Origin of the sequence: Holdemania massiliensis AP2, from assembly GCF_000327285.1 — a bacterium.
Taxonomy (GTDB): domain Bacteria; phylum Bacillota_I; class Bacilli_A; order Erysipelotrichales; family Erysipelotrichaceae; genus Holdemania; species Holdemania massiliensis.
Genome location: NZ_HE998569.1, coordinates 194,445 through 218,015, shown reverse-complemented (window position 1 = coordinate 218,015; position 23,571 = coordinate 194,445). Strand labels below are relative to the sequence as shown.

Sequence of the window (23,571 nt, the reverse complement as noted above, 5' to 3'; positions counted from 1 at the left end):
GGGGTGTCGTGGACAAGTAAGGGATAAAACAGGCGCTAAATTGAAGGAGACTCTGTAATTTGCAGAGCCTCCTTCTTACATAATCAAATCTCAAAACATAGGAGGATGAACATGAAAGAAGATTGGATTTATAAGCGTGGGGATTTATATTATGCCAATTTGAACCCTTATTTTGGATCAGAGCAAGGCGGCACCCGTCCTGTCCTGGTTCTTCAAAACAATGTGGGGAATTTTTTCTGCCCCACTTTGATCGTAGCTCCACTCACCAGTAAATGGATTAAGAAAAAGGAGCTGCCCACACACTATGCACTGGAGAGCGTTCCAGAGCTTGGACTGAAATCTGTTGTTCTGCTGGAGCAAATTAAAACGATTGATAAAAGGCGTGTTTTATCGTACATTGGGCGCGTATCTCGCGAAGAAATGAGAGCGATTGATGATGCTCTGCAAGTTAGTTTAGATATTCATATTCCGGAGGAAATGGAGGCTCCGTAAGGCCACTTACCGGATAAAGGAGGCGTTTTTATGTTTGAAGCAAGAATTGCGGAATTGAACCGCTTTAATGAACAAAATCCTGTCAGCTATGACAAAAGAACCTATACGGTCGATGAGATTCAGGACATTCTGGGTATCAGTCGTCCCACAGCATATAATCTGGTAAAACAGGGTGTATTCCACAGCGTCAGAGTCGGCGGTCATATCCGCATTTCCAAAAAGAGCTTTGATGACTGGCTGGATCACGCAGATGAATGATTTGTCAAGGATGCCGATCTCCAAATCGACATCCTTAACTTTTTTTCTGCTTTCTCTTACAATGAGGCCATAGCAAGAAAAACTTTATAGAGGAGGCAAAAGCCATGCAAAAACAAAGAGTAAAGACCAGTATGTCTGTACCAGAGATGGGCAAAATGCTTGGGCTTGGTAAAGTAGAATCCTACTGGTTGGTTAAAAAGAACTATTTCAAAACAATTCAAGTGGCCGGACGAATGAGAGTTATGCTGGATAGCTTTGAAGATTGGTATGCCGGCCAGTTCCACTATAAAAAAGTGGATGGTACACCGCCCGGAGAGAAATGGAGGCATACTACGATGTCAGTTCCGGAAATGGCGGATCTTTTGGGGCTGAAATCTGGCACAGCTTATGACCTTGTTAAAAGGGGCTATTTTGAGACGACCTTGATTGATCGAAGAATTCGTATCATTACCAGCAGTTTTGAAGCCTGGTATCAAAAGCAAACTCATTATGTGAAAATCTCAGAAAGGAGCAATGAAAATGGCATCTATCGTGAAGCGTAAAAGCAAATATTCTGTGGTGTATGATTACACAGATGAAAACGGAAAACGCAGACAGCGTTGGGAAACCTTCAGCACAAATGCAGAAGCAAAAAAACGAAAAAAGCAAATTGAGTATGAGCAGGACTCTGGAACCTTCTTTATTCCTACGGCAAAGACCCTGAACGATCTGCTCGATGAATATATGTCCATCTATGGTGTAAATACCTGGGCAATGTCAACATATGAAAGCCGCCGTGGTCTGGCGAGAAACTACATAACTCCTATTATCGGAGATATGTTACTATCCGACATCACTCCAAGGATGATGGATAAGTATTACCGTGATCTGCTCTCTGTGAAAACGGTAAGCGTCAACAACCGCAAACCCACAAGCGAATATCTGACCCCGCATACAGTAAGAGAAATTCACAAGCTACTTCGCAGTGCCTTTAATCAGGCGGTGCGTTGGGAACTAATCAGCCGTAACCCTGTCCTGAATGCGACACTTCCCAAAGAAGAACATAAAGAACGGGATATATGGACTGCCGAAACGCTGAGCAAGGCTATGGAAGTCTGTGATGATCCTATCCTCTCCCTTGCCTTAAATCTGGCGTTCTCCTGCTCTTTACGCATTGGTGAAATGCTGGGCCTTACCTGGGACTGCATTGATATTGCACCACAGAGCATAGAAAATGGTTCAGCTTATATATTCGTCAACAAAGAGCTGCAACGGGTTACACGAGGTGCATTGGACGATTTGAGCGACAAAGGTGTTATTAAGAAGTTTCCACCTTGCATAGCCAGTACCCATACTGCTCTGGTCCTGAAAGAGCCTAAAACCAAAACCAGTATTCGCCGCGTGTACCTGCCGAAAACAGTTGCCTATATGCTGGTAGAGAGAAAAAAAGAAATTGATGAGCTGATGGATCTGTTTGGAGATGAATACATCGACAATAACCTGGTCTTTTGCTCCAGCAATGGCCGTCCGATGGAAAGCCAGGTGATTAACCGTGCTTTCAATAAACTTATCAAAGAAAACGGACTGCCTCATGTTGTATTCCATTCTCTCCGTCACTCCAGTATCACCTACAAGCTGAAACTCAATGGTGGCGATATGAAATCCGTCCAGGGCGACTCTGGTCATGCTCAGGTAAAAATGGTTGCAGATGTCTACTCTCACATCATCGACGAGGATCGCTGCATAAACGCTCAGCGATTGGAGGAAGCATTTTACTCATCCAAGACTCCTGACCCTGTTGAAGATACAGAGCCTAAAACTGCGGATACTGCCGTCACTGAAAGTGATGAAAGTGATGCAGCGAAGATACTGGAACTGCTTAAAAATCCCGAAACTGCCGCACTGCTCAAGCAGCTGGCAAAAGCTTTATAAAGTCCCTCCCTCAGAAGAACGCCTCTCACTTTGTGAGAGGTTTTCTTCGTTTGAACCACTTTGCACAGTGACCAAACACTTTTTTTGTTAGCAAGGTTCTGAAAGCATTTTTGAGCGATGTTAGCAAATTCGCGATTTTGTTTGCAACTTCCTCTAATTTCTGCTAACAAATGTTTGCAAGTTCCTTTGGTAAAAATCGAACCTCTGACTTACCGCCTTTCTTAGCAAAAGGCCAAATCTCGTTAGCAAATGTTAGCAAACCAAGGTTTTTTGCAAAAAAGCCACAAAAGCCGCAGAAATAAGAAAAGCCGAAAACCCTGATAAATCAAAGGTTTTCGGCGTGTTTGCTGGCGTCCCTGGCGGGATTCGAACCCACGGCCTTTCGCTTAGGAGGCGAACGCTCTATCCTGCTGAGCTACAGAGACTTATATTAAATTGAGACTGGCAACGATCACTTTTCCCCGTAAGGCAGCTGGTAGAGCACAACCTTAGGAGGGCGGTGCTCTATCCAGCTGAGCTACGGAAACAAGACTTACGCCGGCGCTTAATAACACCCGCATCTCTCGTATGTTTAATTATAACCAACTCTGTCCCGCTTTTCCAGCCCTAATTTGATGACTTCTTTGGTTTCTAAAAAGAAAGAAGAAGCAGAGAGATTTCCCTGCTTCCTCAAAGCATTTCCAGTCTTACAGACCTTTAACCTTTTCTGCAATTTCACTGACACAGTCGGAAGTAAACGGATCTTTCAATCCGCTGCCGACTAAGGCATCACGATATTTGAAATTGACCGTGTACTGTGTAATCTGGTTGTAGGTGGACAAGGCTTTTGCCCGGTCGTCCACGCTCTGAGCCCAGATCTCCAGAGCAGAAATTGCCGAGGTGGCATAACTGATATAGTAGAACGGTGTTTCAAAATGATGATGAATCTCAACCCATTCATAATAGAGTTCGTTTCCGGTGTAGCTGTAAAAAATATCTGAATGCAGCTGATTGACCTCTTCCAGCGTTAAATCCGGATTGGCAAAAACAGCCTGCTGGAATTCATCTTCAGCGCAGCCCTGAAGAATGGAGCTGAGCATGTTGTAAATTGAATAGATCTTCTGCCCTTCCGCCTGATCGGCACCGAAGAACTGATCATAATACGGCTGCATCAGCAGCTCCAGCGCCTGCGAATGAATTTCCGCAGCATCCAGATTGTTGCTGTCATTCCAGCTGATCGTAGGCATCAGATAAAAATTGTAATAATGACCGAATTCATGAATGACCGTATCCGCATTACGGTAATCATTGGAATTAATGAACATGAACGGCGCGGAATAATCATTAATAAAGGTTGTGTAGCCCGCATGCATTTTGTTCGGCTCATTGCTGAAATCATAAAGCTTATTATTCTGCATATAATCCAACGCCTCGCTCATCTTGCTCGGGAATTCCTTCTGCAGCGATGTTTTAAGAATCGGCAATACCGCTTCCAGATCGCCATCACCCGACTGCATCGAAGTTAAAGCAGAGATCAATTCGTTATAATTCGCGTTGATCATCTGTCCGAATGCCGGCAGCAGCTCAGTTCTGACCTTTTCGCTGAAATTGCGGGCATCTTCCGGGGTGTAATCACGGCCCAGAACATCATAAGCGTAATCTGTGTAACTGTCATAGCCCAGCGTCTGTGCAATCTGAATGCGCAGATCCCGCAGCTGCAGATAAATCCCGCCTAATTCTGCATTCTTCTTCTCATAGATTTCAGTATAAGCCTGAATGCCTTCGTCGGTGTTCAGGTCAAGATCCTCGACAGTCACTGTCTGACCGTTCAGCTCCGTTGTATAATCCGAAGCCAGCAGCTTCGTATACTGCGTAACCAGATCGTTTTCCTGTTCGCTTAAAGCTTCAATTTCCGGCGAGTTCAGTTTGGAATTAAACTCATAACGTTCGATAAATGCATCGCCCCAAGCTGCCTTCGCGGCGTCTTGATATCCGGACGCTAAAATCGTTTCGGTCAGTTCGTTCATCTTGTTGTCCAAACGCGTATAATAATTATCCAGCGTGGTCATTTCTTCTTCATAATACGTATCCGTCGTATCCAGGTTGTAGTGGATGGTCGCCAGCGTGTCCATGGCATCCAAATTCCGGATGTCATCCAGAATCTCATCATACATGGCAAGCAGTTCGCTTTCCTTGCCTTCTTCTGCAGCCATAGCCTGACAATCGGCAATCTTCTGATCTAAAGCCTCCAGATCCGGCCGGACATAAGCCATGTCAGCAAAGGCAACCTGCTGATGTTCAACAGAATTGGCCTCTAAAGATGGAGGTGTTGGTGTAGCTGAAGCCGTAGGTGCAGAGGGTGCGCCGCAGCCGCTGAGCAGTAAACTGAATGCCGCCAGCAGCGCAAGCATCAGCCTGCTCAGTGAAAATTTCTCTTTCTTCATGATTTTCCTTTCTAGCCCTTTGCCGCCGGGGCAAAGAACCTGATCTTTTTTATTATAATATGAAAAAAGGAATTCTGCACTTGAATTCCCCTTTTCGGCTCTGAACTTATTTCAAACACACGATGAATCCTATATCGCTGGTCATGACACGGCAGCGCTGCCGACTTTGATCTTTTTGCAGATCCGTTTGACTTCATGGCCGTGCGGGATCGATGCCCATCCCTGCCGTTAAGCGATTTCTCCCTCCGCCGGCAGAGGTGAGGGAATCCTCGCTTAGTTCGTTGAATTACATGTGGTACATGCGGTCGAAATACTGAGCCAGCAGACGATCGTTATATTCCGGTCCGCCATCGATATTCTGTGACTTGAAGACCGGCGGTACAATACCTTCTTCCAGCAGCATCTGCGCTGTACGGTAAACGCAGGCCTGAATCAAGATCGCCGTCGTGATCGCAGACATGCCGCAGATCCGTGTATCCAATCCTTCAACATCAATGGAAGCATCGCCATCCATGACGCAGTTGTCAATGACGACATCCGCCAGCTGCCACAGGTTCTTGCCGCAGGAATGCTTCGGCGTTAAATTCTTGGAAGCTTCCAGCGAGGTGATCGCGACAACCTTGGCGCCCTTTTCATGAGCCGCCAGAGCGATTTCAACCGGCAGCGGATTCCGGCCGGAGTTGGAGATCAAAACGATGACGTCATTCGGACGAACATCTACTTTTTTCATGAAGGATGTGCCGACGCCTTCAATGCCTTCATAAGCACCGCCGGCAGGTTCTTTAATCTGTTTGGTGGGAATGAATCCGCCCGCTCTGAAGCACAGTTCGCTAGCTCCCGCTTGGGAATGACCTGATCCAAAAGCCTGAAGCATGCCGCCGTTTTTCAGCGCATCCGCAAACAGCCGGGCTGTTTTTTCCACATTTTCTTCCTGTGTGGACTGCAGTTTTTGAATAAGACCCTCGACGACGCCGTAAACTTTGTTCTCCATCTTTCTTCCTCCTTGGATATTTTATCCACAGATATCGGTGATACATATGGATTATTTACCCATAGATTACTGCATTCTTGGGGATCTGTCAAGGTGTTAACTTGTTTTTTTGATTAACTTATTTGTAGTTATCCAAACTTTTCTGTATAATTGAATCATAAGACAAGAGGGGGATACCCATGTTTAAAGCAAAATTAAAAGCTGTTTATCAGGATTTAACGCAGTCCGAAAGACTGGTCGCGGATTATATCCTAGACCATATTGATGAAATCCGGACAATCACCTCACATCAGCTCGCCGTGAATACGCACATCGGCCAGTCAACCATTATTCGTTTTTCTCAGAAGCTGGGCTACAACAGTTTCCGGGAACTTTTAGCGGATCTGTCGGCCATCCCGCGCCAGGATTTAGTAAGAGAAGAAATCCAGGTTAACGAATCTATGAATGACACCAACCGCAAAATTATTGCGCAGTATCATGATATCGTTGAGGTGACTTTTGAGAACAACAAGGAAGAAACAATCCAGCAGGCCTGCGAAATGCTGATCAAAGCCAAGAAGATTATTTTGTTCGGGATTGGAAGCTCAAATTTATTCTGCGAATACCTGGCCAATCAGCTGGTTAAGATGGGCTTACTTTGCGTGACCAGTCAGACGCCGCATACGATTTATTCCCTGATCGATCAGTCGCGCAAAGATACGGTTTTGTTTTTGATCTCGGAGTCGGGTGAAACACGGGAGGTCATTAAGGCGGCTTCGATTGCCAAGGAAAATGAAATGCCGATCATTGCGATGACGCGCATGGCGAAGAATTCGCTGCACACCTATGCCGATCTCATCCTAAAGACTGTCTCTTTTGAAACTGAAACGCGCTTAAACGTAACAACCATGCGCTGTTCTCAACTGTATCTGATTGACGCGCTGTATCTGAACATCATGAAGAGCAATTTCAACAAATTCAGCAAGACAATTGAACGCGCCGAAATGTTGTCAGACCGTAAATTATAAACAAAACATGGATCTCAAAAAAAAGCAGCACGCCAGGGTCTTCCTGACAGGACTGCTTTTTTTATCAGACAATTTTCAAAGACGTTACCGCATGCTCGATATCAGCCTGATAAAGCGCATAGTTGTCTGTATTTAAGATCACAACCGCAAACATCTGCGGCAGCGTTTCACCTGTGCCGAAAATGAAATATTCCATGATCTGCCCATCACGCTCGCTTGTATAGCGCTGACCTTCCAAACCCGCTTCCGTTTGATAAGGCTGGGAATCAAACAGACTCTCATCAACGTCAAAGGGGACGTTCACCGCCGCCATGATGGAAAAAAGCTGATTGCCGTCATCGCTGAATAAAAACTGAACGCCGGCTGAGGGACTGACTTCTTGATTTTCATCGCCAGACTGACTGAAGATCTCTGTTTTTTTCCACGCATCGGGTACTTCCGCTGTAAATTGAACACCGGAAGCCTCATCCGTGAATGTATACGTTGTCAGTCTTTTCTTTTCTGACTCTGCCGTTGGCATTGGCGTTGGATCTGAGGCGGGTGCTTGGGATTGAGCGCAGCCGGCGAAGACCACCGCCAAACTCAGTCCAAGCAAAATCATTCTGATCTTCTTCATAACCGCTTTCTCCTTTCACCAGAATATTCTGGTCAAGCGTTTCATCACCGTGATTTTATGACCTTAGTGTATCACAAATTATAGGTCTGTGCTTTGATCAATCAAAAAAAACTTTCATTGGACAGCGGTCTGGGCCTTGGGCTGCAATAAAAGTTTTTTCATATTGACTCAGAAATTAGAAACGTGTTTTCACTGACCAGTTACCCAGTTCTTCCAGACGGACAGTGCCGTTGTCTTCTTTTTTGCCCCTGATCCAACGAGTTAACAATTCCGCTTTCTGCGCATTGCTGACGCGGACCAGAATCGCCCCCTTCTGCGTTTCCAGACTGACTGAATGCAGACCTTTATATCCCGGACGGGTCTTCTCCCATGGATTATCATTGTGGAAAACCCGAATCACTTCGGAATAAGTACAGGCCGTCAGTCGATCCAAGCTGGCTGAAAGAATTTCCTGTTCGCTGAAAACTGTCGTATCGATGCAGCAATATGGCTCATGAAGCGGATGCGCTTGAAGAAAGGCTCTGATATTCTGGCGTTTCCGCAGCCAGAAAGCCATCGCGGCCAGCCATCCCAGGATCGCAATCCCCGCTAAAATCAACCAAAAACTATCCTGTAAAATCATGGCAATGAAGAAAAAGAAAAAGACCAGAAATGATGTCATACCGATATAAAACCGGCACCGATCAAGATTTGCGGAATCAAACACCTGAAATACCGTCTTCATGTTCCGCCTCCTTCCTGATCTTATTGTACTTCTTTTTCTTATTTAAAGAAAGAGTATTCTAACGATTTTCATCAATTTGGCATTCAACAGCCTGTTTATCATCCCGCAGCCCCTTCAGTACCGGCTGACGCAGTGAACCTGCCGCGGTTTTATCCATGTATTTCACCGTACAGACAAGCTTGGGCTTCAGCCAGACTGCCCGTTCATGATGTTGAGGTTCCTCAGGAAATGGACACTGCGAAGTGACCGGCAGTTTTCGCCGCAGCAGAGTTTCACTGACGCCCAGCGTAACATGCCCCTTATAGACCAGCGTTCTGCCCTGGTATTGTCCCAGTACCAAACTCAGCACATTCCGTTCCTTCTGTAAATAGCCGCAGATCACAAAATCCTCATCTTTCAGATTTTTTATCTTAATCCATGAGCTGGTACGCCGGCCGCATTGATAAAGACTATCTTTTTCTTTGGCGACAATGCCCTCGAGATTCTGCGCCTGCGTCCAGGCATACAGCTGCCTGCCTTCCTGCAGGTAGGTTCTCGAACACACGGCCGTTTCACTTTGTCTGAAAGATTTCAGCTTTTCCTTGCGCTTAACTAAAGGCAGACCGGTAAGATCCTTGCCGTTATACTCCAGGATATCAAAGACGATAAACGTTGCCGGATCACTATCCTGAGCCAGCCGGACACGGAAGGCGCTGCGCAGCATTTCTCTTCGCTGCAGGGCGTAGAAATCCGGTTTTCCATCATGAAAAACAACAATTTCCCCATCCAGCACAGCGGATTTGGGCAGACAGCGATGCAAGTTCAGCAGCTCCGGGAACTGATCGTTAAGCAGCTTATCCCGCTTGTTGATCAGCTCCGTATGATCCGAACAGTAGGCCAGACACCGCGTACCGTCCCATTTGATTTCATACAGATAATCCTCGCTGTCAAAGGCTTCTTCGCTGCGGCCGATCAACATCGGCGCATAGCCATGCTGATCAAACAATTCACTCATGATAAGCTCTTCCCGGTTCGCTTCCGCGCCGTTTTCGCCTTCGCCGCACCCGCGGTATTCTGCTTCAGACTCTGGCTGAGCGCTTCCATCAGATCAACAGCCTGCACACTTTGCTTTTCCTTAACCTTGACGATTTCCTGACCATGAATTTTCCGTTCGATCAGGCTGCGCAGACGCTCCTGGTACTCATCCTGATAATCCGCAATGTCAAACGGACCGCTGAGCTGATCAATCAGCTGCTTCGCCATCGTCACCTCGGCTTTGGTCAGCTTGCTTGCCGTCTTGGCTGGGGCCGTGACGATCTCATCTTCAAAGTACAGCGAAGTCACGCGCATCCCATCCTCTGTAGCCCGGATCAAAAGCAGCGCTTCCTTGGTTCCCAGCACCGTGCGGGCCACCGCGGCTTTCTTGGTGGCAAGCATCGCCTCACGCAATAGATCAAAGGCTTTTTGCCCTTGCTTATCGGGCTGAGCATAGTAATTTTTCTCAAAGTAAATTGGATCCACTTCCGCTTCTTTCACAAATTTCAAAATCTGAATCGTCTTATCTTTTTCCGTCTGGATTTTTTCCAGATCCTCAGCGGTAATGATGACATATTTATCTTTCTCATATTCATAGCCTTTGACAATCTCCTCCTGCTTGATTTCCTTATTGCAGGAAGGACAGTATTTTTTATATCGGATCCGTTCACCGGTTTTCTTACACAGCTGATTAAAGCTCAGATCATGTTCCCGCACCGCTACCTGCAGCTGAATCGGGATGTGAACCAATCCGAATGATATCGCACCTTTATGCGCACTTGGCATGCAGATCACCCCATTTCAGGGTTAGTATGGATGATTCACTGAGATTTAATTACGGCCATCATGCAGCTCTGAGATGAAAAAGAAACGACGGTCTTTCCATTCTGACCCCCGCCTCTCCTTTATGTTTCATTTTATTTGCATCCAGCGGCAAAATCTATGCCGATGCGGCCTCCGGAATCCAATAGAAGCCTTCGATCGCAATGGATCCGCCGATATTTTCCATGACCAGACAATACGTATGATTCCCTTCGATAAGCCCAGTACAGCCAGGATCCTCGATCTGCAGCGTAATCAAGGCCGCAGTCCAGGTGCCTGCCGATGTCAGTTCCTGAACCTCTGCCGATTCCATCGTCACCGCATTCCAGATTTCTGCATTCTGCGGATAACAAGGTGCGGTTCTTGGAAAAAACGCTAAGACCGCAAAATAATCGGACGACCGCAAAGCCGTGACAAATTCTTCGCTCAGCTGCGCAGCGTCCCCCATGCTTACTGTACTCCGATCCGCACAATCCGGAATTTCCCGCAGCCGGTCAATTTTTAAACCGTTGGTTTGATCTAATGTCAGCCAATACTGCGAGTGCAGCGTCTGATCACCATCCAGCCATGTCATATCTACGAGGGTAAAGTCAGCCTGCGGATGGATTGTATATTCCTGAATCTCAGGCATGACTGGCAGCCGGTCCAGCCGGGCTTCTTCCTGCGCAAAAAGCGAATTATATAAATCTGTATTCCGTGTATTGATCGCCTCGACGAGCTGCTGAATCAGCGAGCTCAGTGCCGCATCTGGCTCCCGTAGCTCTTTCGGATTATCTACCGTACAGCCTTCCGCCAGGTCAAAGAAAGAAATCAACTGTGCCTGACTTTCCTTCTTCACGTCAAGCTCAAAGTTGGAGAAGAAAAACGTGGGAATCTCCGATTCCGTAAGCGTTGGCTCCGGCGTTGAAACGGACTCCTTTGATTGGGATGGGACGTCGGACGGCAGCGGTGTCGGATTCGGGGCTGACTGACACGCTGAACTCAACATAAGAAGCGCAAGTCCAGCTGCGAATCTGCCGGCTAACCTATTTTTATTCATTTCTTTTCCTCTTTTCTTTTTGGTTTCAACTTACTCTGACCGCCAGTTTTAAAACAAAATCCGTCGTTTGAACATTTGTTATCAAACGCACAAGTCTTGTTTTTATTCAGGAATTTCTTTATACTTTTATTATAAAGGAAAGTTCAGCTCTTTCCAGCTGAAAACTTGAAGATTGCAAGAAAAGAGATGCCTATTCATGAAAAGTTTGAAAGCTTATCCTACCTATCTGTTATTTGTGGAACGGCATCAGCCGGTGGTCACCCTTAAGGATCGGGATTATACCGGCAATGATGCACTGCTGGACGAGCGCATTCAAACGCGCCGGCAGCGTTACCTTTTCCGCCTGATTTATTTGTTGATCGTTAACGGAGCGGCAATCTTTATTTTTCATATTTCGCTCACGCTGCCTCTGCTTTCCTTGATTCCTGCCGAACTGCTTTTTCTGTATATTAAAATGCCGGCTTCCTTTCTGGATCAGCTGGTGCCCGCAGAATCCATTGAAGTCGGGCAATCTGCCGCCTCTTCTCATTAAGCCAAGCGTTTATCCCACACAAAAATCCGCAGAGTTTCCGCGGATTTTCTTTTTTGATGCTCAAACCGCCCTCAGCGGCCCAGCGTATTTTCGATCTTTTCCACAATTGCGTCCTTCTTTTCATCAAAGGCTTTTTTTGTACGGTTGCGGGTCTGATCCACCCAGGCACGAAATTCATTGGAGAATTCCGGATTAACCTGATGCGGGAATGCTTTGTTTAAACGAGAGCGAATCTTGAAAGTTCGCTTCGGCATCAAATCAATGCGGCTGACCATTTTGTTAATCATCGCTGCCAGCTGTTCGTCGGCATCGGTGGAATCCATCACAGCCTGAACGCGTTCATAAAACGGGATCTCCTCGCCCAGCTGATCGACATTTTTCATCGCTTCACGCAGCTCCTGCATGCACTTTTCCAATTCGACGAATTCCTTGTTGCGCCGCAGCAGAGCATGGACTGTTTTGAAGACATCGGTGGAAAAATAGATCAACAGCGCAGCGTTCATCACCCACAGCAGCTGAATCGGAATCTGTTGGACGGCATTCAAGATCGGCGGATGAATGATGTAGACAACAAATAAACACATCAAGCCAAATAACGTTGAGTTTAACAGACAAATGCGGCCGTTCAGATTGAAGCGATAGCGGGAATAATCCCACCACCGGGTATGAAACAGCTTTTCCATCACATAACTGGTCAGATATTCCAAAGTGCTGGTAATCACCACGCCCCAAAGAAAAACCATCCAGAAGCTATCCGCGACAGGTTCGAGCAAGGTCAGCACAAAGACCCCGCCGAAGCCATAAATCGGACAATAGGGACCTGCTAAAAAACCGCGGTTGATCCATTTTCGCTGTCCGACTGAACAATAGATGCATTCGCAAACCCATCCCAAAAAGCTGTAAATAAAAAACAAGATCACCGCCTGATCCGGAGTTTCGATCATAATACCCCTCCTGTTTCGTGATTATTCTACGCCAGGAAGCCGACTTTCAGTCGCATTCCCGGTCCTTTTATTAAAAGTTCAGGCTTTCGCCTGTACCTCATTATACACGCTGCGGCTATTCGCAACAACTGCCGGATTTCTTACAATCTTGACATTGTGTCGAAAATCAGGTTTAATCATAGACAGGGAATGATGTCTCCCCTGGCGATTGGCCTAAACCGCTTTCACAGCTGATGACTTCTATGTGTTTTTCGCATAGGTCGTCAGCTTTTTTTGCGGCTGGCAGCTCCACCATAGGACACTTTAAAAGGAGGAAAAAACATGTTAACGAGTCTGGCATGCTTATTTTTAGTCGGGATTCTTTTCAGTCAGCTTCTGCAGCGTCTGCATCTGCCGGGGTTGTTGGGGATGATCTTAACCGGTATTTTATTAGGCCCGTATGGATTAAATTGGTTATCGCCGCAGCTAATGACGATTGCGGCCGATCTGCGTCAACTGGCGCTGGTCTTGATTTTATTACGGGCAGGGCTGGCGCTGGACCTGAACGATTTAAAACGTGTGGGCCGGCCGGCGATCTTACTGTGCTTTGTACCCGCGATCATTGAGATCGTCGGCTATGTTGCGCTGGGCCCGGGGTTATTGGGCTTGTCGGCAATCGAATGTGCGGTGATGGGAGCGGTGATCGCGGCTGTTTCTCCGGCAGTCATCGTGCCGCGAATGTTGAAGCTGATGGAAGAGAAGCGTGGTACGGCACAGTCGATCCCGCAGATGATCATGGCGGGCGCTTCCGCGGATGACGTCTTGGTCATCGTGCTGTTTTCCAGCTTTCTGTCCCTGGCTCAAGGGGAGTCGGGATCGGCTGTGGGACTGTTGCAGGTTCCTGTTTCGATTCTGGCTGGTCTTTTTATCGGAGCGATCACCGGTCTGCTTCTGTGCTGGTTTTTCCGCAGAGTTCATCTGCGGGATTCGATCAAGGTTCTGATTCTGATGAGCGTGGCCTTTTTATTGCTGGAAGCGGAAAACTGGCTGCAGGCCTTTCTGCCGTTTTCCGGATTGCTGGCCATCATGGCGATGGGGATCGCGATTTACAGCCGATATTCGCTCTTGGCAGGACGGCTGTCGCAGAAATTCTCACGCTTGTGGGTAGGGGCAGAGATGATGTTGTTTGTTCTGGTCGGAGCGGTGGTGAATCCCGCCTATCTTGTCAAAGCCGGAGGTCCACTGATCCTTCTGATCTTCAGCGCGCTGCTGCTGCGTATGGGAGCGGTGGCCCTGTGTCTGATCAAAACGCCGCTGAACCGGAAAGAACGCGTTTTCTGCATGATCGCCTATTGTCCCAAAGCCACAGTTCAGGCGGCGATCGGAGCGGTGCCGTTAAGTTTAGGTCTAGCCTGCGGCGAGCTTGTTTTAAGCGCTGCTGTGATCGCGATCTTAATCACGGCGCCTTTAGGCGCATTGGGCATCGATCTCACTTATCGACGATGGCTGAAGCCGGAAAAGGAATCTGTATAAACCGGTCTTTCCCTGCTGAATACAGTCGGGATTTTCCCTTTTTCAGGCTATGCTTGGTCTTTCGGCCCGCCTTCTTCATTGGACTCCCTTTGCCTTTCATCAGCCTCAATCGGTTCTGATTTCTTTCTGATTATGCTTGGGTAAAAAGTCCATGCTGACCGGATTTTCACAGAAAATTCAAAGAACGTTTTACTGATGAATAAGACCGCGAATTTCAAAGATCCGCCTACCAACGACGTTTTTCAGCCGTGTATTTTGATCAATGGCGATTCTGTGTGATAGCGGTTTCATTCTAGGCTTGCATGCGCCCTGCGATTATGCCACAATTAACTTACAGGGAGGATGAAACATCATGAATGAACAAGAAATTCGCGAACAGATCTGCGATGTATGCCACAAGATGTGGCAGCAGGGTTGGGTCGCAGCCAATGACGGCAACGTGTCCGTCAAGATCGGTGAGGATCTTTATTTAGCGACACCGACCGGCATCTCCAAAAGTTTTATCACGCCGGACAAGCTGATCAAAATCAACGGCCGGGGAGAGGTGCTGGAAGCCTTAGAAGGTTATCGGCCGAGCAGCGAAATTAAAATGCATCTGCGCTGTTATCAAGAACGGGAGGATGTCGGAGCGGTGGTTCACGCCCATCCTGCCACAGCGACGGGTTTTGCCTGCGCGCATGTCCCGATGGACGACTATGCGATGATCGAATCCGTCATTGCGATCGGTTCTGTTCCGATTGCGCCTTACGGCACGCCGTCAACCAATGAAGTTCCGGAGGGCATTGCCCCTTACTTGAAAGAGCACGATGTTATCCTGTTGGAAAATCATGGCGCGTTAACGGTGGGCTGTGATCTGATCACCGCGTATTACCGCATGGAAACATTGGAACTGACCGCCAAGATCATGCTCAATGCCCGGCTGTTAGGCGGGGTGAAGGATATCGCGCGGGAAAACATCGACCGCCTGATCACGATGCGCGATACGACTTATCATGTTACCGGAAAACATCCGGGCTATAAGAAATATTCCGGGAAATAGCGATGGAACCTTGCGTACTTGCGATTGATTTAGGCGCCAGCAGCGGCCGCGTGATCGCCGCCCTGATCGAGGGAAAGACGCTGCGCTGTCATGAAATTCATCGTTTTGCCAACGAGCCAGTGCGCTGCTGCGGTTCGTTGTATTGGGATGTTTTGTACTTATTCAACCAGATCAAAAAAGGTCTCACGCTGGCGGGGCAGCATTATGAGGTAAAATCGCTGGCGATCGATACGTGGGGCGTGGATTTCGGATTGCTGGACGAAAGCGGCAGGCTAATCGAAAATCCGGTCTGTTATCGGGATGAGCGAACCCGCGGAATTCTTACGGAACTTTCCTCTGTGCTTTCCATGCCGGAATTGTTTGCCCAGACTGGCAACACTCCGGATGAAATTAACACGCTGATGCAGCTGGCCGCGCTTAAAAAGCAACGGCCCGAAGTGCTGGAACGGGCGCACCGATTATTGTTTTTGCCGGATCTGATCGGTTATTTCCTGACCGGCAGACAGGCCTGTGAGTTTACGATTGCTTCCACTTCGCAATGTCTTAATCCCCAACGCACCGGGATCCATGAAGCACTGCTTCAACGCTTAGGCCTGCGTCCGCAACTGTTTGCCCCGCTGCGCTATCCCGGCGAGGTGCTGGGCTGCTTAAAAGCGGAAATTGCTGAGGAATGTGGTTTGGGACAGGTGGACGTTGTTCTGTGCGGAGCGCATGATACCGCCAGTGCTATTTATGCCCTGCCGACGGTGGATCCGCATCCGTTATTCTTAAGCTGCGGAACCTGGGCGATACTCGGACAAATTCTGGATCAGCCGGTCATCACCAAGGCCAGCGCCAAACTGGGTGTTTCCAACGAAGGCAGTCCTGGCGGCAAGACCCGCCTGGTACGAAACTGTACGGGGCTGTGGATTATCCAGCAATGCAAAGCCCAGCTGGAGCGGCAGGGCATGCCGTTTTCCTACGACGAAATTGAAGCGATGATGGGTCAGGCTCAAAGCTATGAAGGTTTGATCGACACCCAGGCCGCGACCTTCCGGGAATGGGGACAGACAATCGAAAGGATTCATGATGCTCTGAAAGCAACGGGTCAGCCGCTGCCCAAGACACCCGGCGAACTGTTCTGGTGCGTCTACCAGAGCCTGGCCGTCCAGATGAAGCTGGCGTTTGACGAGCTGGAAGCCCTGACGCAGCAGCCTTCAGATACGCTGTATATGGTCGGCGGCGGCTGTCAGTCCGCCACCTTGCGGCAAAAGATCGCCGATGCCACCGGCAAGCGGGTTGTTGCCGGGCCGGTGGAAGCGACCGCGCTGGGCAATATCGCCATACAGCTGATCCGTGAAGGTTTAGTCAGCGATCATGCGGCAATCACGGAACTGATTCAAAACAGTGAAAAAATCATCACGACGCTGCCAGAGAAATCCATGGAAGCGCAGATCCAACAGCTCAAACAAATTCAGGCGCAGATGCGGGATTATGCTCAGGCATAAACTTCAAAGCCGGCGCTAAAATAACAAGAAAAGGAGAAGAAATCAGAATGGAATTAAGTAAATGCAAGATTGGTATTCGTCCGACAATCGATGGCCGCTGGGGCGGCATTCGTGAAGGATTGGAAGAGCAGACGATGGGCATGGCCAAAGCAGCCAAAGCTTTGATCGAAGCCAATCTGACGTATTCCGACGGCACACCGGTTCAGGTGGTGATCGCGGATTCAACGATTGGCGGGGGCCGGGAGGCGGCGTTATGCGCGGATAAATTCAGCCGCGAACATGTCTGCGGCACGCTGTCCGTCACCCCTTGCTGGTGTTATGGATCAGAAACCATGGATCTGGATCCGACAACCATCAAGGCAGTCTGGGGCTTCAACGGAACAGAAAGACCGGGTGCGGTTTATCTGGCGGCCGTCATGGCTGCGCACGCGCAGAAAGGCCTGCCAGCGTTTTCAATCTATGGCCATGACGTTCAGGACGCCAATGACAGCTCGATCCCGGCCGATGTCCAAGAAAAGATCCTGCGCTTCGCCCGCTGTGCGGTGGCGGTTGGCGAAATGCGCAACAAAGCCTATGTCAATATCGGCGCGATTGCGATGGGCATTATGGGCAGCTGCTGCGACCCGGATTTCTTCCAAAAATATCTGGGCATCCGGGCCGAATGGGTTGATATGTCCGAGATCCTCCGCCGCGTTAATCTGGAAATCTACGATCATGAAGAATATGAACGAGCTTATGCCTGGGTGAAGGCGAATTGCCCGGAAGGGTTTGATAAGAATGCTAAGCCATATAGCGCAGAAGAGAAGGAAAAGCAATGGCAGTTCGTGACCAAAATGACAATGATCATCCGCGACATTATGTTAGGCAACGACAAGCTGAACGAAATCGGCCGGCATGAGGAAGCGATCGGACGCAATGCCATCGCCGGCGGCTTCCAGGGTCAGCGGATGTGGACGGATTATATGCCTAACGGTGACTTTGCGGAAGCCATCACCAACTCCTCCTTTAACTGGAATGGCAAAAAGGAACCTTTAATCTTAGCGACTGAAAACGATACGCTCAACGGAGTTGCGATGTTGTTTGAAAAGCTGCTGAACCATCGTGCCAGCATCTTTGCCGATGTGCGGACATACTGGAGTCCGGATGCGGTGGAACGGGTAGTCGGACGCAAACCGGAAGGCCGGGCCGCGAATGGATTTATCCATCTGATCAACTCCGGAGCCGCCGCGCTGGATGCCACCGGCTGCGCCCAGGATGAAAACGGCCAGGGTGTAATGAAAACCTGGTGGGAAATGACCGAAGCGGATATTGATGCGTGTCTGAAAGCGACTGATTGGTGCCCGGCGGATCTTGGCTATTTCCGCGGCGGCGGCTTCTCTTCGCATTTCAGAACTCATGCGGAAATGCCGGTCACAATGGTGCGGATGAATCTGGTTCAGGGTGTAGGCCCTGTCATGCAGATCGCGGAAGGCTGGACTGTGGTATTGGATGAGGAAATGCACAAGATTCTCGATCAGCGCACCGATCCGACCTGGCCGACAACCTGGTTTGTTCCGCGCCTGGATGAAACGAATCCAGCCTTTAAAGATGTGTACTCCGTGATGGCTAACTGGGGTGCAAATCACGGTACCTTCACCTATGGTCACATCGGCAAGGATCTGATCACCCTGGCCAGCATGCTGCGAATTCCGGTTTCGATGCATAATTTAAAGGACGGCGAACTGTTCCGTCCGCACAGCTGGGCAGCTTTTGGCACCAAGGATCTTGAGAGTGCAGACTATCGTGCCTGCGCTGCTTATGGCCCGCTGTATAAATAATTCTTAGAACGTCAGAAAAGCGAAGGCGGCAAATTCCTTCGTTTTTTTATATTTCAACTTTTTTGGGAAAGGAATACCAGTATCAGAGAAGATTAATAGTAATCTTCAAGATCTTTAAAATCAGCTATATTTAGCCGGTTTACCCATCTCATTTCCTGTAAACCCTGTTCACATGTTTTTGTAACATGACATCCTCTGCCATAATTAGCACACCCCCAAAACAACTGATTTGTTTTACTGTTTAGACGTAATTGAAGCTTACCTCCGCATGCAGAACAAATAGGTGCTTGATATAGGTTAGCAGGACTCTCTGTTAACTGATTTACACCAATAAATAAGGCACTTACATAGGCAGCTCCTGCTTCATAAAGCGTTTTAACAATCTCTGTTATCGTGGCTCCCGTAGAATATACATCATCGATAATTAAAATCTTTTTATTTTGAATATTCTGAGATATAGCATAAACCCCTTTAACATTTTCGTTACGGTGAATTGTATCATTACGCTTTTGAGAAAAGCTTCTACAACAAGTAACAATACTACACAACTCTAGATTATCATGTTGACAACGATTGAGCTCTAAAGATTCAAAGCGATTAAATCGATGGGCTGCAATTTCGTCAGGTTTTAGTGGTACATAGGTCAAGATATCCATTGTTTCAAAAGGGCGCAAGAATTCAATAGCCTGATCAAAATATTCACTGATCGCTTTTACAGGCTTATTTTTAAATTCAAGAATCAATGTAGACAAAGGATCATCGGATAAATACCTGTGGTTTTTTGCGTAATATCTTCCACCAAAATACAATTTGAAATTTTTAATATCCCCATTATTTAGCTTTAACTTTGCTTCACAACTCAACAAATTCTTTTTCTTCGCATATTCATTACAAGCGATAACTTCAGCAGCATATCCATACCTTGTATTGGATAATATACTTGGGAGATTTTTAAATTCTTTATTCGTAAAGTCTGGCGTATATTTTAAATATTCACGTTTAAAACAGCCAGCATAAATTGTTCCTATATGATTTTGCATCATTTCTTTCAAAAATTGCGGATTGCTGCTGATAGATAAAATTTGAAAAGAATCACAATTCGCATTCTGCAACAAATAGCCAAGCAATGCAGTTATATCAAAATAAGAAATCATTCCTTCTTATTTGTCCGTTGTGACTGGATAGACTTTACATCCTGGAATTAGCATTGAATAGTCATAAAGCATGTAATCCTTATCCAATGTATCTCCATCTAATATGATAGCTTTAAGATGATTAATATCAGTCCATTTCCACATCTGAAACTTCCTCCAGACTAGTCGAATCAAACCAATCTTCTAAGGCTTGATTATGATTTAAAATCATCAATATTTCTTTTAAATTAGAAAAAACTTTTGCTCCTTTATCTACATAATTGCGTGGCCATTTTAAAGATTCATTCATAACTGCAGATTTAGGAATCAACACGTCTCTTCCTTGTTTTAATGCATAATCAGCTTGTTTTAAAGCACCACTGGTTTCTCCGGCATGCATAATAACTGTTGCCAGTGAAATCCCACTCATTGTTGCATTTCGTGTCGGGAAGTTCCATTTAAAAACTTCATTACATGGTGGAAACTGCGATACAACTAAACCATTATTTTCAATTTCAATCTGTAGCTCCTTGTTTTCTTTAGGATAATATTTATTAATAGGCGTTCCGATTACAGCAATCGTTTTTCCACCATATTTTAATGCTGCTGTATGAGACGCAGTATCAATCCCTTTGGCAAGCCCCGCATTGATTACTAGATTTCTCCGACATAGCGACCTTACTAGCCGGTCTGTATTCTCCAATGAAGAAGTGGACGCAATTCTACTTCCTACAACACTAATCGATTTTTCTTCAAGTAGATGGACGTCGCCTTTTAAAAACAAATAAGGTGGTGCATCTACCGTATCTGCAAGCTGTTTCGGATAAAGAGTCCCTCCTTTTTCCAGTAAAATGACATCATCTGTCAAAGTTGAAAAACTATTTTTAACTTTTCCATAAACTTGATAAAAATCTGCATCTTTAACATGTAAATGGTTTGCCAAAAAAGGAATATTATTTTTTAAGCCATTGCGATAATCAAAACCAAAGTTAATTGTTAAATCTTGAATAAATCGTTCTGTTCTTTTATCATTACAGTTAAAATATTGTTGAATTGTAAAATATAAAATAGCATCTCTCACGTAAGGAACGTTAATATCAAAGTGATTATTATTGTCATTGATTTTACTATTGGAGAAGTTAGATATTTTACGGTTATCCAAATCAGGCTTGTAAAATAAAGTCACTGACTTGTTTGATTTAATTGGTATTAAACTACCATCCTGAACAAGCTGATGAAGCCTTTGTGTTGAAATGTTAAGATATTCTGCAGCTTCAGCAGCGGTATAGATTTCTTTCATCAATTCCAAGATTTGATTTCTATCCATAAACATTCCACCTTTAATTAATTTTCATTTTAAAATAATTCGTTTTAACTTAATTGTATTCTACTTTATCTCTTGATAACTATCAAGAGTGAATTTATGTTTTCTTATCTTTGATAACCGTATTAAGTTTTATTTTCTGAAATAGAAATAAGAAAACGCTGTGAAGATTCCACAGCGATTCTGCCTTGTTCATTTTGTGCGAACTTATTTTTCCTGACGCAGAAATAAAATTCCAGCACAGGCTAATCCCAAACCCGTCAACTGAAAACCGCTGGCAGGTTCCAAGGTTTTCAGGATTGAACAAACAATCAGCGCAATCCCCATGGCAACCACGATGGCCTTGAGTACCACGTCTACAATAGAATTGATCTTTTCCAGCCATGAAACAGACTTTCCGGCGGCAGCGGCAGACAGCACCTCTCCCTGCAGCAGCTCCTCTGCGGACACCTGCAGCACTTCTGCCAGTTTGGGCAGCGACTGAATATCCGGACAGGATAAATCCCGTTCCCATTTCGACACAGCTTTGTCCGTGACCTGCATCCGCTCAGCTAACTCAGCCTGCGTCATACCCTGAGCCTTGCGCAGACTGGCGATTAACATCCCCATCGTCTTTCCTGATTGTTTCATAAGCTTCCTCCTTGCTTTCGGATATCATCATAGCCTGAATACTGCGAATTCCGCAATCGACCGGAAGTAGGAGTGACTCAACCAACAGTTTCCCTATTATTCTTCAAACACACTGCCGCCGATAAACTCAGCCAGAATCGAATCATGCGGCACAAAGGCAGGATCTCCAGCATCAAAGTAGGCCAGCAGCCGGCGGATGCGGTTGGCCTCAATATATTCCGGTACATCCACTGGCACCTGATCCAACAATGGCGCCAGAATCGTCTTTAAGATCGGCAGCTCATAATCCATGGAAGTATTGAACAGAAAATCAGCCTGTTCCTGATAAGGATAGATATACCGATCCTCGCCGGCCTTCACCTGCTCCCATCCCTGCAGCGTATCCTGAACGCTGCGGCCGCGGAATTGAAAATCCCGCGTCATCCGGCGGATTAAACGATAATCGGTTGTTGTAATACGATTATGCCGGTCTAAATTCAAATGCGTCAAAGCGTTGATATAAACGCGGAACTTTGCGGATTCTGCGATCTTCTCGGAGCTGCGCGGATTCAGGGCATGCAGCCCCTCAAGAATCAGGATCTGATCTGTTTTCAATGTCAGCGGTTCACGGATAAAGCGTTTCTCCCCCAGCTTAAAATCATACGTCGGCAGCACGACCGGCTGACCGCTGATCAGCGCTTCCATGGAGGCATTGAACAATTTCAGATCCAGACATTCGATATTCTCATAGTCATGCGTTCCATCCGGCAGACGGGGACTGTCTTCGCGGTTAAGAAAGAAATCATCCATAGAAATCGCAATCGGGTCTTTGCCGCGCTCACGCAAGGCCAGTGCCAGACGCCGGGAGAACGTCGTTTTCCCAGCCGAGCTGGGGCCTGCGATCAAAACGATCTTTAAATTCGGATGAGCTGCGATCTGATCCGCCAGCTTTCCCAAGTCCTGCGCTACCCGCTTTTCATTCTGGGCAATGATCTGGGGCAGATAACCTTCCCGGATTTTTTCATTCAGCTGCGAGATCATGGAAATGCCGGTTTCCCGCCCCCGCTGCTCAAACTGACGGTACACTTCAAACAATTTCGGCTGATCCACGAACGCTTTTTCTGTGCTGAACCAGAATCCCTGATGCACCACCTGTAAGGTAAACTGTCTGATCCAGGAGGCATCCGGAAGCATCACGCCGTAGAAATAGTCATCCACTCCAGCGCATGTATAAATACTGCACTTCGCTGACGTCCGCTGACGCAGCAGGCTGGCTTTGTCCTGCATGCCCAACGCTTCAAAATGCGCGACCGCTTCCGCTTTTGAAACTACCCGCCGCAGTATCGGTTCATGATGATCGATCATCTCCTGGATTTTTGTCCGCACCTGTTCTAACTCCGAAGGAGTGATCGACTCACTGCGAATCAAAGAGCCATAGAGTCCGCCGGCCAGCGAATGTTCGATCAAGACATCCGTTCCGTTCAAGCACAGCCGCACTGCCGTAATCAACAGAAAGCTCAATGTCCGTTCGGTCATCATCTGTCCGATCAAGCTGTCCAGACGAATCCATTCAAAAGCCCCGCTTTTGTTCAAGCGGTAGTTTAAATCATGAACTTTTCCATTTAAAATTCCGCCCGCCAGCGAAGCGGAATGATCCTGGCTAGCTGCCAGCTGAGCGATAGTCATTCCCTTCGGAATCTGAATTTCACTTTGATCCGGGAAGCGAAGCGTCAACATAGCTCATCCCTCATTTCTTTTCTACCATCATAGCATAATTCCGACAAAATTCGTACAGTTACACAGTCGGAGGCAATCCCTGTTTCAGTCCGATGTTACAGTCTATTCTTTATTTCAAAAATTTTGTCACAAGAAAGTGA

General features: G+C 46.9%; 22 protein-coding genes, 1 tRNA gene and 1 riboswitch. Of the genes, 10 read left to right on the top strand and 13 right to left on the bottom strand.

Annotated features, from left to right (window positions below):
* Positions 1-111: 111 nt before the first annotated feature.
* From BN162_RS13370 to BN162_RS13355, 4 genes are all read left to right on the top strand, one after another.
* Positions 112-492: a type II toxin-antitoxin system PemK/MazF family toxin gene (locus tag BN162_RS13370; RefSeq protein WP_002569115.1), complete on the top strand. Its 381-nt coding sequence runs from the start codon at positions 112-114 to the stop codon at positions 490-492.
* Positions 493-522: 30 nt separating this feature from the next.
* On the top strand, positions 523-750 hold the full coding sequence (locus BN162_RS13365; protein WP_002569114.1) for a helix-turn-helix domain-containing protein: 228 nt from the start codon (positions 523-525) through the stop codon (positions 748-750).
* 104 nt (positions 751-854) lie between these two features.
* Positions 855-1,292, top strand: coding sequence for a helix-turn-helix domain-containing protein (locus BN162_RS13360; RefSeq protein ID WP_002569113.1), 438 nt, complete (start codon positions 855-857; stop codon positions 1,290-1,292).
* Positions 1,270-2,661, top strand: a complete 1,392-nt coding sequence (locus tag BN162_RS13355; RefSeq protein WP_007862346.1) for a tyrosine-type recombinase/integrase — start codon at positions 1,270-1,272, stop codon at positions 2,659-2,661. Before BN162_RS13360 ends, BN162_RS13355 begins: the two co-directional genes overlap by 23 nt.
* 348 nt (positions 2,662-3,009) lie before the next feature.
* Here BN162_RS13355 and BN162_RS13350 read toward each other — a convergent pair.
* From BN162_RS13350 to BN162_RS13340, 3 genes are all read right to left on the bottom strand, one after another.
* Positions 3,010-3,086: transfer RNA gene (locus tag BN162_RS13350), tRNA-Arg, on the bottom strand.
* A gap of 261 nt (positions 3,087-3,347) precedes the next feature.
* Positions 3,348-5,084, bottom strand: a complete 1,737-nt coding sequence (locus BN162_RS13345; RefSeq protein WP_020225631.1) for a gluzincin family metallopeptidase — start codon at positions 5,082-5,084, stop codon at positions 3,348-3,350.
* 286 nt (positions 5,085-5,370) lie between these two features.
* On the bottom strand, positions 5,371-6,075 hold the full coding sequence (locus BN162_RS13340; RefSeq protein ID WP_020225630.1) for a sugar isomerase domain-containing protein: 705 nt from the start codon (positions 6,073-6,075) through the stop codon (positions 5,371-5,373).
* A 179-nt stretch (positions 6,076-6,254) separates the two neighbouring features.
* Between BN162_RS13340 and BN162_RS13335 the strand changes: the two genes are divergently transcribed.
* Positions 6,255-7,082 (top strand): MurR/RpiR family transcriptional regulator, encoded by an 828-nt coding sequence (locus BN162_RS13335; protein ID WP_020225629.1) that lies wholly within the window; start codon positions 6,255-6,257, stop codon positions 7,080-7,082.
* Positions 7,083-7,146: 64 nt separating this feature from the next.
* On the opposite strand, the gene BN162_RS13330 is transcribed toward BN162_RS13335, so the two are convergent.
* The 5 genes from BN162_RS13330 to BN162_RS13310 form a co-directional block, all read right to left on the bottom strand.
* Entirely contained in the window at positions 7,147-7,698 is a 552-nt protein-coding gene (locus BN162_RS13330; protein WP_020225628.1) for a hypothetical protein, read from the bottom strand.
* 175 nt (positions 7,699-7,873) lie between these two features.
* Entirely contained in the window at positions 7,874-8,422 is a 549-nt protein-coding gene (locus BN162_RS13325) for a hypothetical protein (protein WP_020225627.1), read from the bottom strand.
* A gap of 58 nt (positions 8,423-8,480) precedes the next feature.
* Positions 8,481-9,416, bottom strand: a complete 936-nt coding sequence (gene ligD / locus BN162_RS13320) for a non-homologous end-joining DNA ligase (RefSeq protein WP_020225626.1) — start codon at positions 9,414-9,416, stop codon at positions 8,481-8,483.
* The gene (ku, locus tag BN162_RS13315) at positions 9,413-10,222 is read right to left on the bottom strand and encodes a non-homologous end joining protein Ku (RefSeq protein ID WP_020225625.1); all 810 of its coding nucleotides are present in this window, start codon (positions 10,220-10,222) and stop codon (positions 9,413-9,415) included. Before ku ends, ligD begins: the two co-directional genes overlap by 4 nt.
* 154 nt (positions 10,223-10,376) lie before the next feature.
* Entirely contained in the window at positions 10,377-11,297 is a 921-nt protein-coding gene (locus BN162_RS13310; RefSeq protein WP_020225624.1) for a hypothetical protein, read from the bottom strand.
* A 196-nt stretch (positions 11,298-11,493) separates the two neighbouring features.
* Here BN162_RS13310 and BN162_RS13305 point away from each other — a divergent pair, with 196 nt between their 5' ends.
* Positions 11,494-11,829, top strand: coding sequence for a hypothetical protein (locus BN162_RS13305; RefSeq protein ID WP_020225623.1), 336 nt, complete (start codon positions 11,494-11,496; stop codon positions 11,827-11,829).
* 71 nt (positions 11,830-11,900) lie between these two features.
* Here the strand turns inward: BN162_RS13305 and BN162_RS13300 are convergent, their stop codons facing one another.
* The gene (locus BN162_RS13300; RefSeq protein ID WP_020225622.1) at positions 11,901-12,773 is read right to left on the bottom strand and encodes a putative ABC transporter permease; all 873 of its coding nucleotides are present in this window, start codon (positions 12,771-12,773) and stop codon (positions 11,901-11,903) included.
* A gap of 176 nt (positions 12,774-12,949) precedes the next feature.
* A riboswitch (Fluoride riboswitch) is annotated at positions 12,950-13,023 on the top strand.
* A 71-nt stretch (positions 13,024-13,094) separates the two neighbouring features.
* Between BN162_RS13300 and BN162_RS13295 the strand changes: the two genes are divergently transcribed.
* The 4 genes from BN162_RS13295 to BN162_RS13280 all read left to right on the top strand — a co-directional run bounded on the left by BN162_RS13295 (position 13,095) and on the right by BN162_RS13280 (position 18,628).
* Positions 13,095-14,285 carry a cation:proton antiporter gene (locus tag BN162_RS13295; RefSeq protein WP_020225621.1) on the top strand — a complete coding sequence of 397 codons (1,191 nt, stop codon included), beginning with the start codon at positions 13,095-13,097 and terminating at the stop codon, positions 14,283-14,285.
* A 352-nt stretch (positions 14,286-14,637) separates the two neighbouring features.
* Positions 14,638-15,324 (top strand): class II aldolase/adducin family protein, encoded by a 687-nt coding sequence (locus tag BN162_RS13290; protein ID WP_020225620.1) that lies wholly within the window; start codon positions 14,638-14,640, stop codon positions 15,322-15,324.
* A gap of 2 nt (positions 15,325-15,326) precedes the next feature.
* On the top strand, positions 15,327-16,811 hold the full coding sequence (locus BN162_RS13285) for a rhamnulokinase (protein ID WP_020225619.1): 1,485 nt from the start codon (positions 15,327-15,329) through the stop codon (positions 16,809-16,811).
* Between the two features lie 47 nt (positions 16,812-16,858).
* On the top strand, positions 16,859-18,628 hold the full coding sequence (locus BN162_RS13280; RefSeq protein ID WP_020225618.1) for an L-fucose isomerase: 1,770 nt from the start codon (positions 16,859-16,861) through the stop codon (positions 18,626-18,628).
* A 92-nt stretch (positions 18,629-18,720) separates the two neighbouring features.
* Here BN162_RS13280 and BN162_RS13275 read toward each other — a convergent pair whose 3' ends face one another.
* The 4 genes from BN162_RS13275 to BN162_RS13260 form a co-directional block, all read right to left on the bottom strand.
* Positions 18,721-19,782, bottom strand: a complete 1,062-nt coding sequence (locus BN162_RS13275) for a ComF family protein (RefSeq protein ID WP_020225617.1) — start codon at positions 19,780-19,782, stop codon at positions 18,721-18,723.
* 127 nt (positions 19,783-19,909) lie between these two features.
* Positions 19,910-21,088, bottom strand: coding sequence for a DNA-protecting protein DprA (locus BN162_RS13270; RefSeq protein ID WP_020225615.1), 1,179 nt, complete (start codon positions 21,086-21,088; stop codon positions 19,910-19,912).
* Between the two features lie 204 nt (positions 21,089-21,292).
* On the bottom strand, positions 21,293-21,715 hold the full coding sequence (locus tag BN162_RS13265) for a helix-turn-helix domain-containing protein (protein WP_020225614.1): 423 nt from the start codon (positions 21,713-21,715) through the stop codon (positions 21,293-21,295).
* A 96-nt stretch (positions 21,716-21,811) separates the two neighbouring features.
* Positions 21,812-23,431 carry a nucleoside kinase gene (locus BN162_RS13260; protein WP_020225613.1) on the bottom strand — a complete coding sequence of 540 codons (1,620 nt, stop codon included), beginning with the start codon at positions 23,429-23,431 and terminating at the stop codon, positions 21,812-21,814.
* Positions 23,432-23,571 lie beyond the last annotated feature (140 nt).

What these genes read in the sequence shown, in the direction of transcription:
- BN162_RS13370 (WP_002569115.1), top strand. Translation starts at nt 112, where the DNA reads ATGAAAGAAGATTGGATTTATAAGCGTGGGGATTTATATTATGCCAAT.
- BN162_RS13365 (WP_002569114.1), top strand. Translation starts at nt 523, where the DNA reads ATGTTTGAAGCAAGAATTGCGGAATTGAACCGCTTTAATGAACAAAAT.
- BN162_RS13360 (WP_002569113.1), top strand. Translation starts at nt 855, where the DNA reads ATGCAAAAACAAAGAGTAAAGACCAGTATGTCTGTACCAGAGATGGGC.
- BN162_RS13355 (WP_007862346.1), top strand. Translation starts at nt 1,270, where the DNA reads ATGGCATCTATCGTGAAGCGTAAAAGCAAATATTCTGTGGTGTATGAT.
- BN162_RS13345 (WP_020225631.1), bottom strand. Translation starts at nt 5,084, where the DNA reads ATGAAGAAAGAGAAATTTTCACTGAGCAGGCTGATGCTTGCGCTGCTG.
- BN162_RS13340 (WP_020225630.1), bottom strand. Translation starts at nt 6,075, where the DNA reads ATGGAGAACAAAGTTTACGGCGTCGTCGAGGGTCTTATTCAAAAACTG.
- BN162_RS13335 (WP_020225629.1), top strand. Translation starts at nt 6,255, where the DNA reads ATGTTTAAAGCAAAATTAAAAGCTGTTTATCAGGATTTAACGCAGTCC.
- BN162_RS13330 (WP_020225628.1), bottom strand. Translation starts at nt 7,698, where the DNA reads ATGAAGAAGATCAGAATGATTTTGCTTGGACTGAGTTTGGCGGTGGTC.
- BN162_RS13325 (WP_020225627.1), bottom strand. Translation starts at nt 8,422, where the DNA reads ATGAAGACGGTATTTCAGGTGTTTGATTCCGCAAATCTTGATCGGTGC.
- ligD (WP_020225626.1), bottom strand. Translation starts at nt 9,416, where the DNA reads ATGAGTGAATTGTTTGATCAGCATGGCTATGCGCCGATGTTGATCGGC.
- ku (WP_020225625.1), bottom strand. Translation starts at nt 10,222, where the DNA reads ATGCCAAGTGCGCATAAAGGTGCGATATCATTCGGATTGGTTCACATC.
- BN162_RS13310 (WP_020225624.1), bottom strand. Translation starts at nt 11,297, where the DNA reads ATGAATAAAAATAGGTTAGCCGGCAGATTCGCAGCTGGACTTGCGCTT.
- BN162_RS13305 (WP_020225623.1), top strand. Translation starts at nt 11,494, where the DNA reads ATGAAAAGTTTGAAAGCTTATCCTACCTATCTGTTATTTGTGGAACGG.
- BN162_RS13300 (WP_020225622.1), bottom strand. Translation starts at nt 12,773, where the DNA reads ATGATCGAAACTCCGGATCAGGCGGTGATCTTGTTTTTTATTTACAGC.
- BN162_RS13295 (WP_020225621.1), top strand. Translation starts at nt 13,095, where the DNA reads ATGTTAACGAGTCTGGCATGCTTATTTTTAGTCGGGATTCTTTTCAGT.
- BN162_RS13290 (WP_020225620.1), top strand. Translation starts at nt 14,638, where the DNA reads ATGAATGAACAAGAAATTCGCGAACAGATCTGCGATGTATGCCACAAG.
- BN162_RS13285 (WP_020225619.1), top strand. Translation starts at nt 15,327, where the DNA reads ATGGAACCTTGCGTACTTGCGATTGATTTAGGCGCCAGCAGCGGCCGC.
- BN162_RS13280 (WP_020225618.1), top strand. Translation starts at nt 16,859, where the DNA reads ATGGAATTAAGTAAATGCAAGATTGGTATTCGTCCGACAATCGATGGC.
- BN162_RS13275 (WP_020225617.1), bottom strand. Translation starts at nt 19,782, where the DNA reads ATGATTTCTTATTTTGATATAACTGCATTGCTTGGCTATTTGTTGCAG.
- BN162_RS13270 (WP_020225615.1), bottom strand. Translation starts at nt 21,088, where the DNA reads ATGGATAGAAATCAAATCTTGGAATTGATGAAAGAAATCTATACCGCT.
- BN162_RS13265 (WP_020225614.1), bottom strand. Translation starts at nt 21,715, where the DNA reads ATGAAACAATCAGGAAAGACGATGGGGATGTTAATCGCCAGTCTGCGC.
- BN162_RS13260 (WP_020225613.1), bottom strand. Translation starts at nt 23,431, where the DNA reads ATGTTGACGCTTCGCTTCCCGGATCAAAGTGAAATTCAGATTCCGAAG.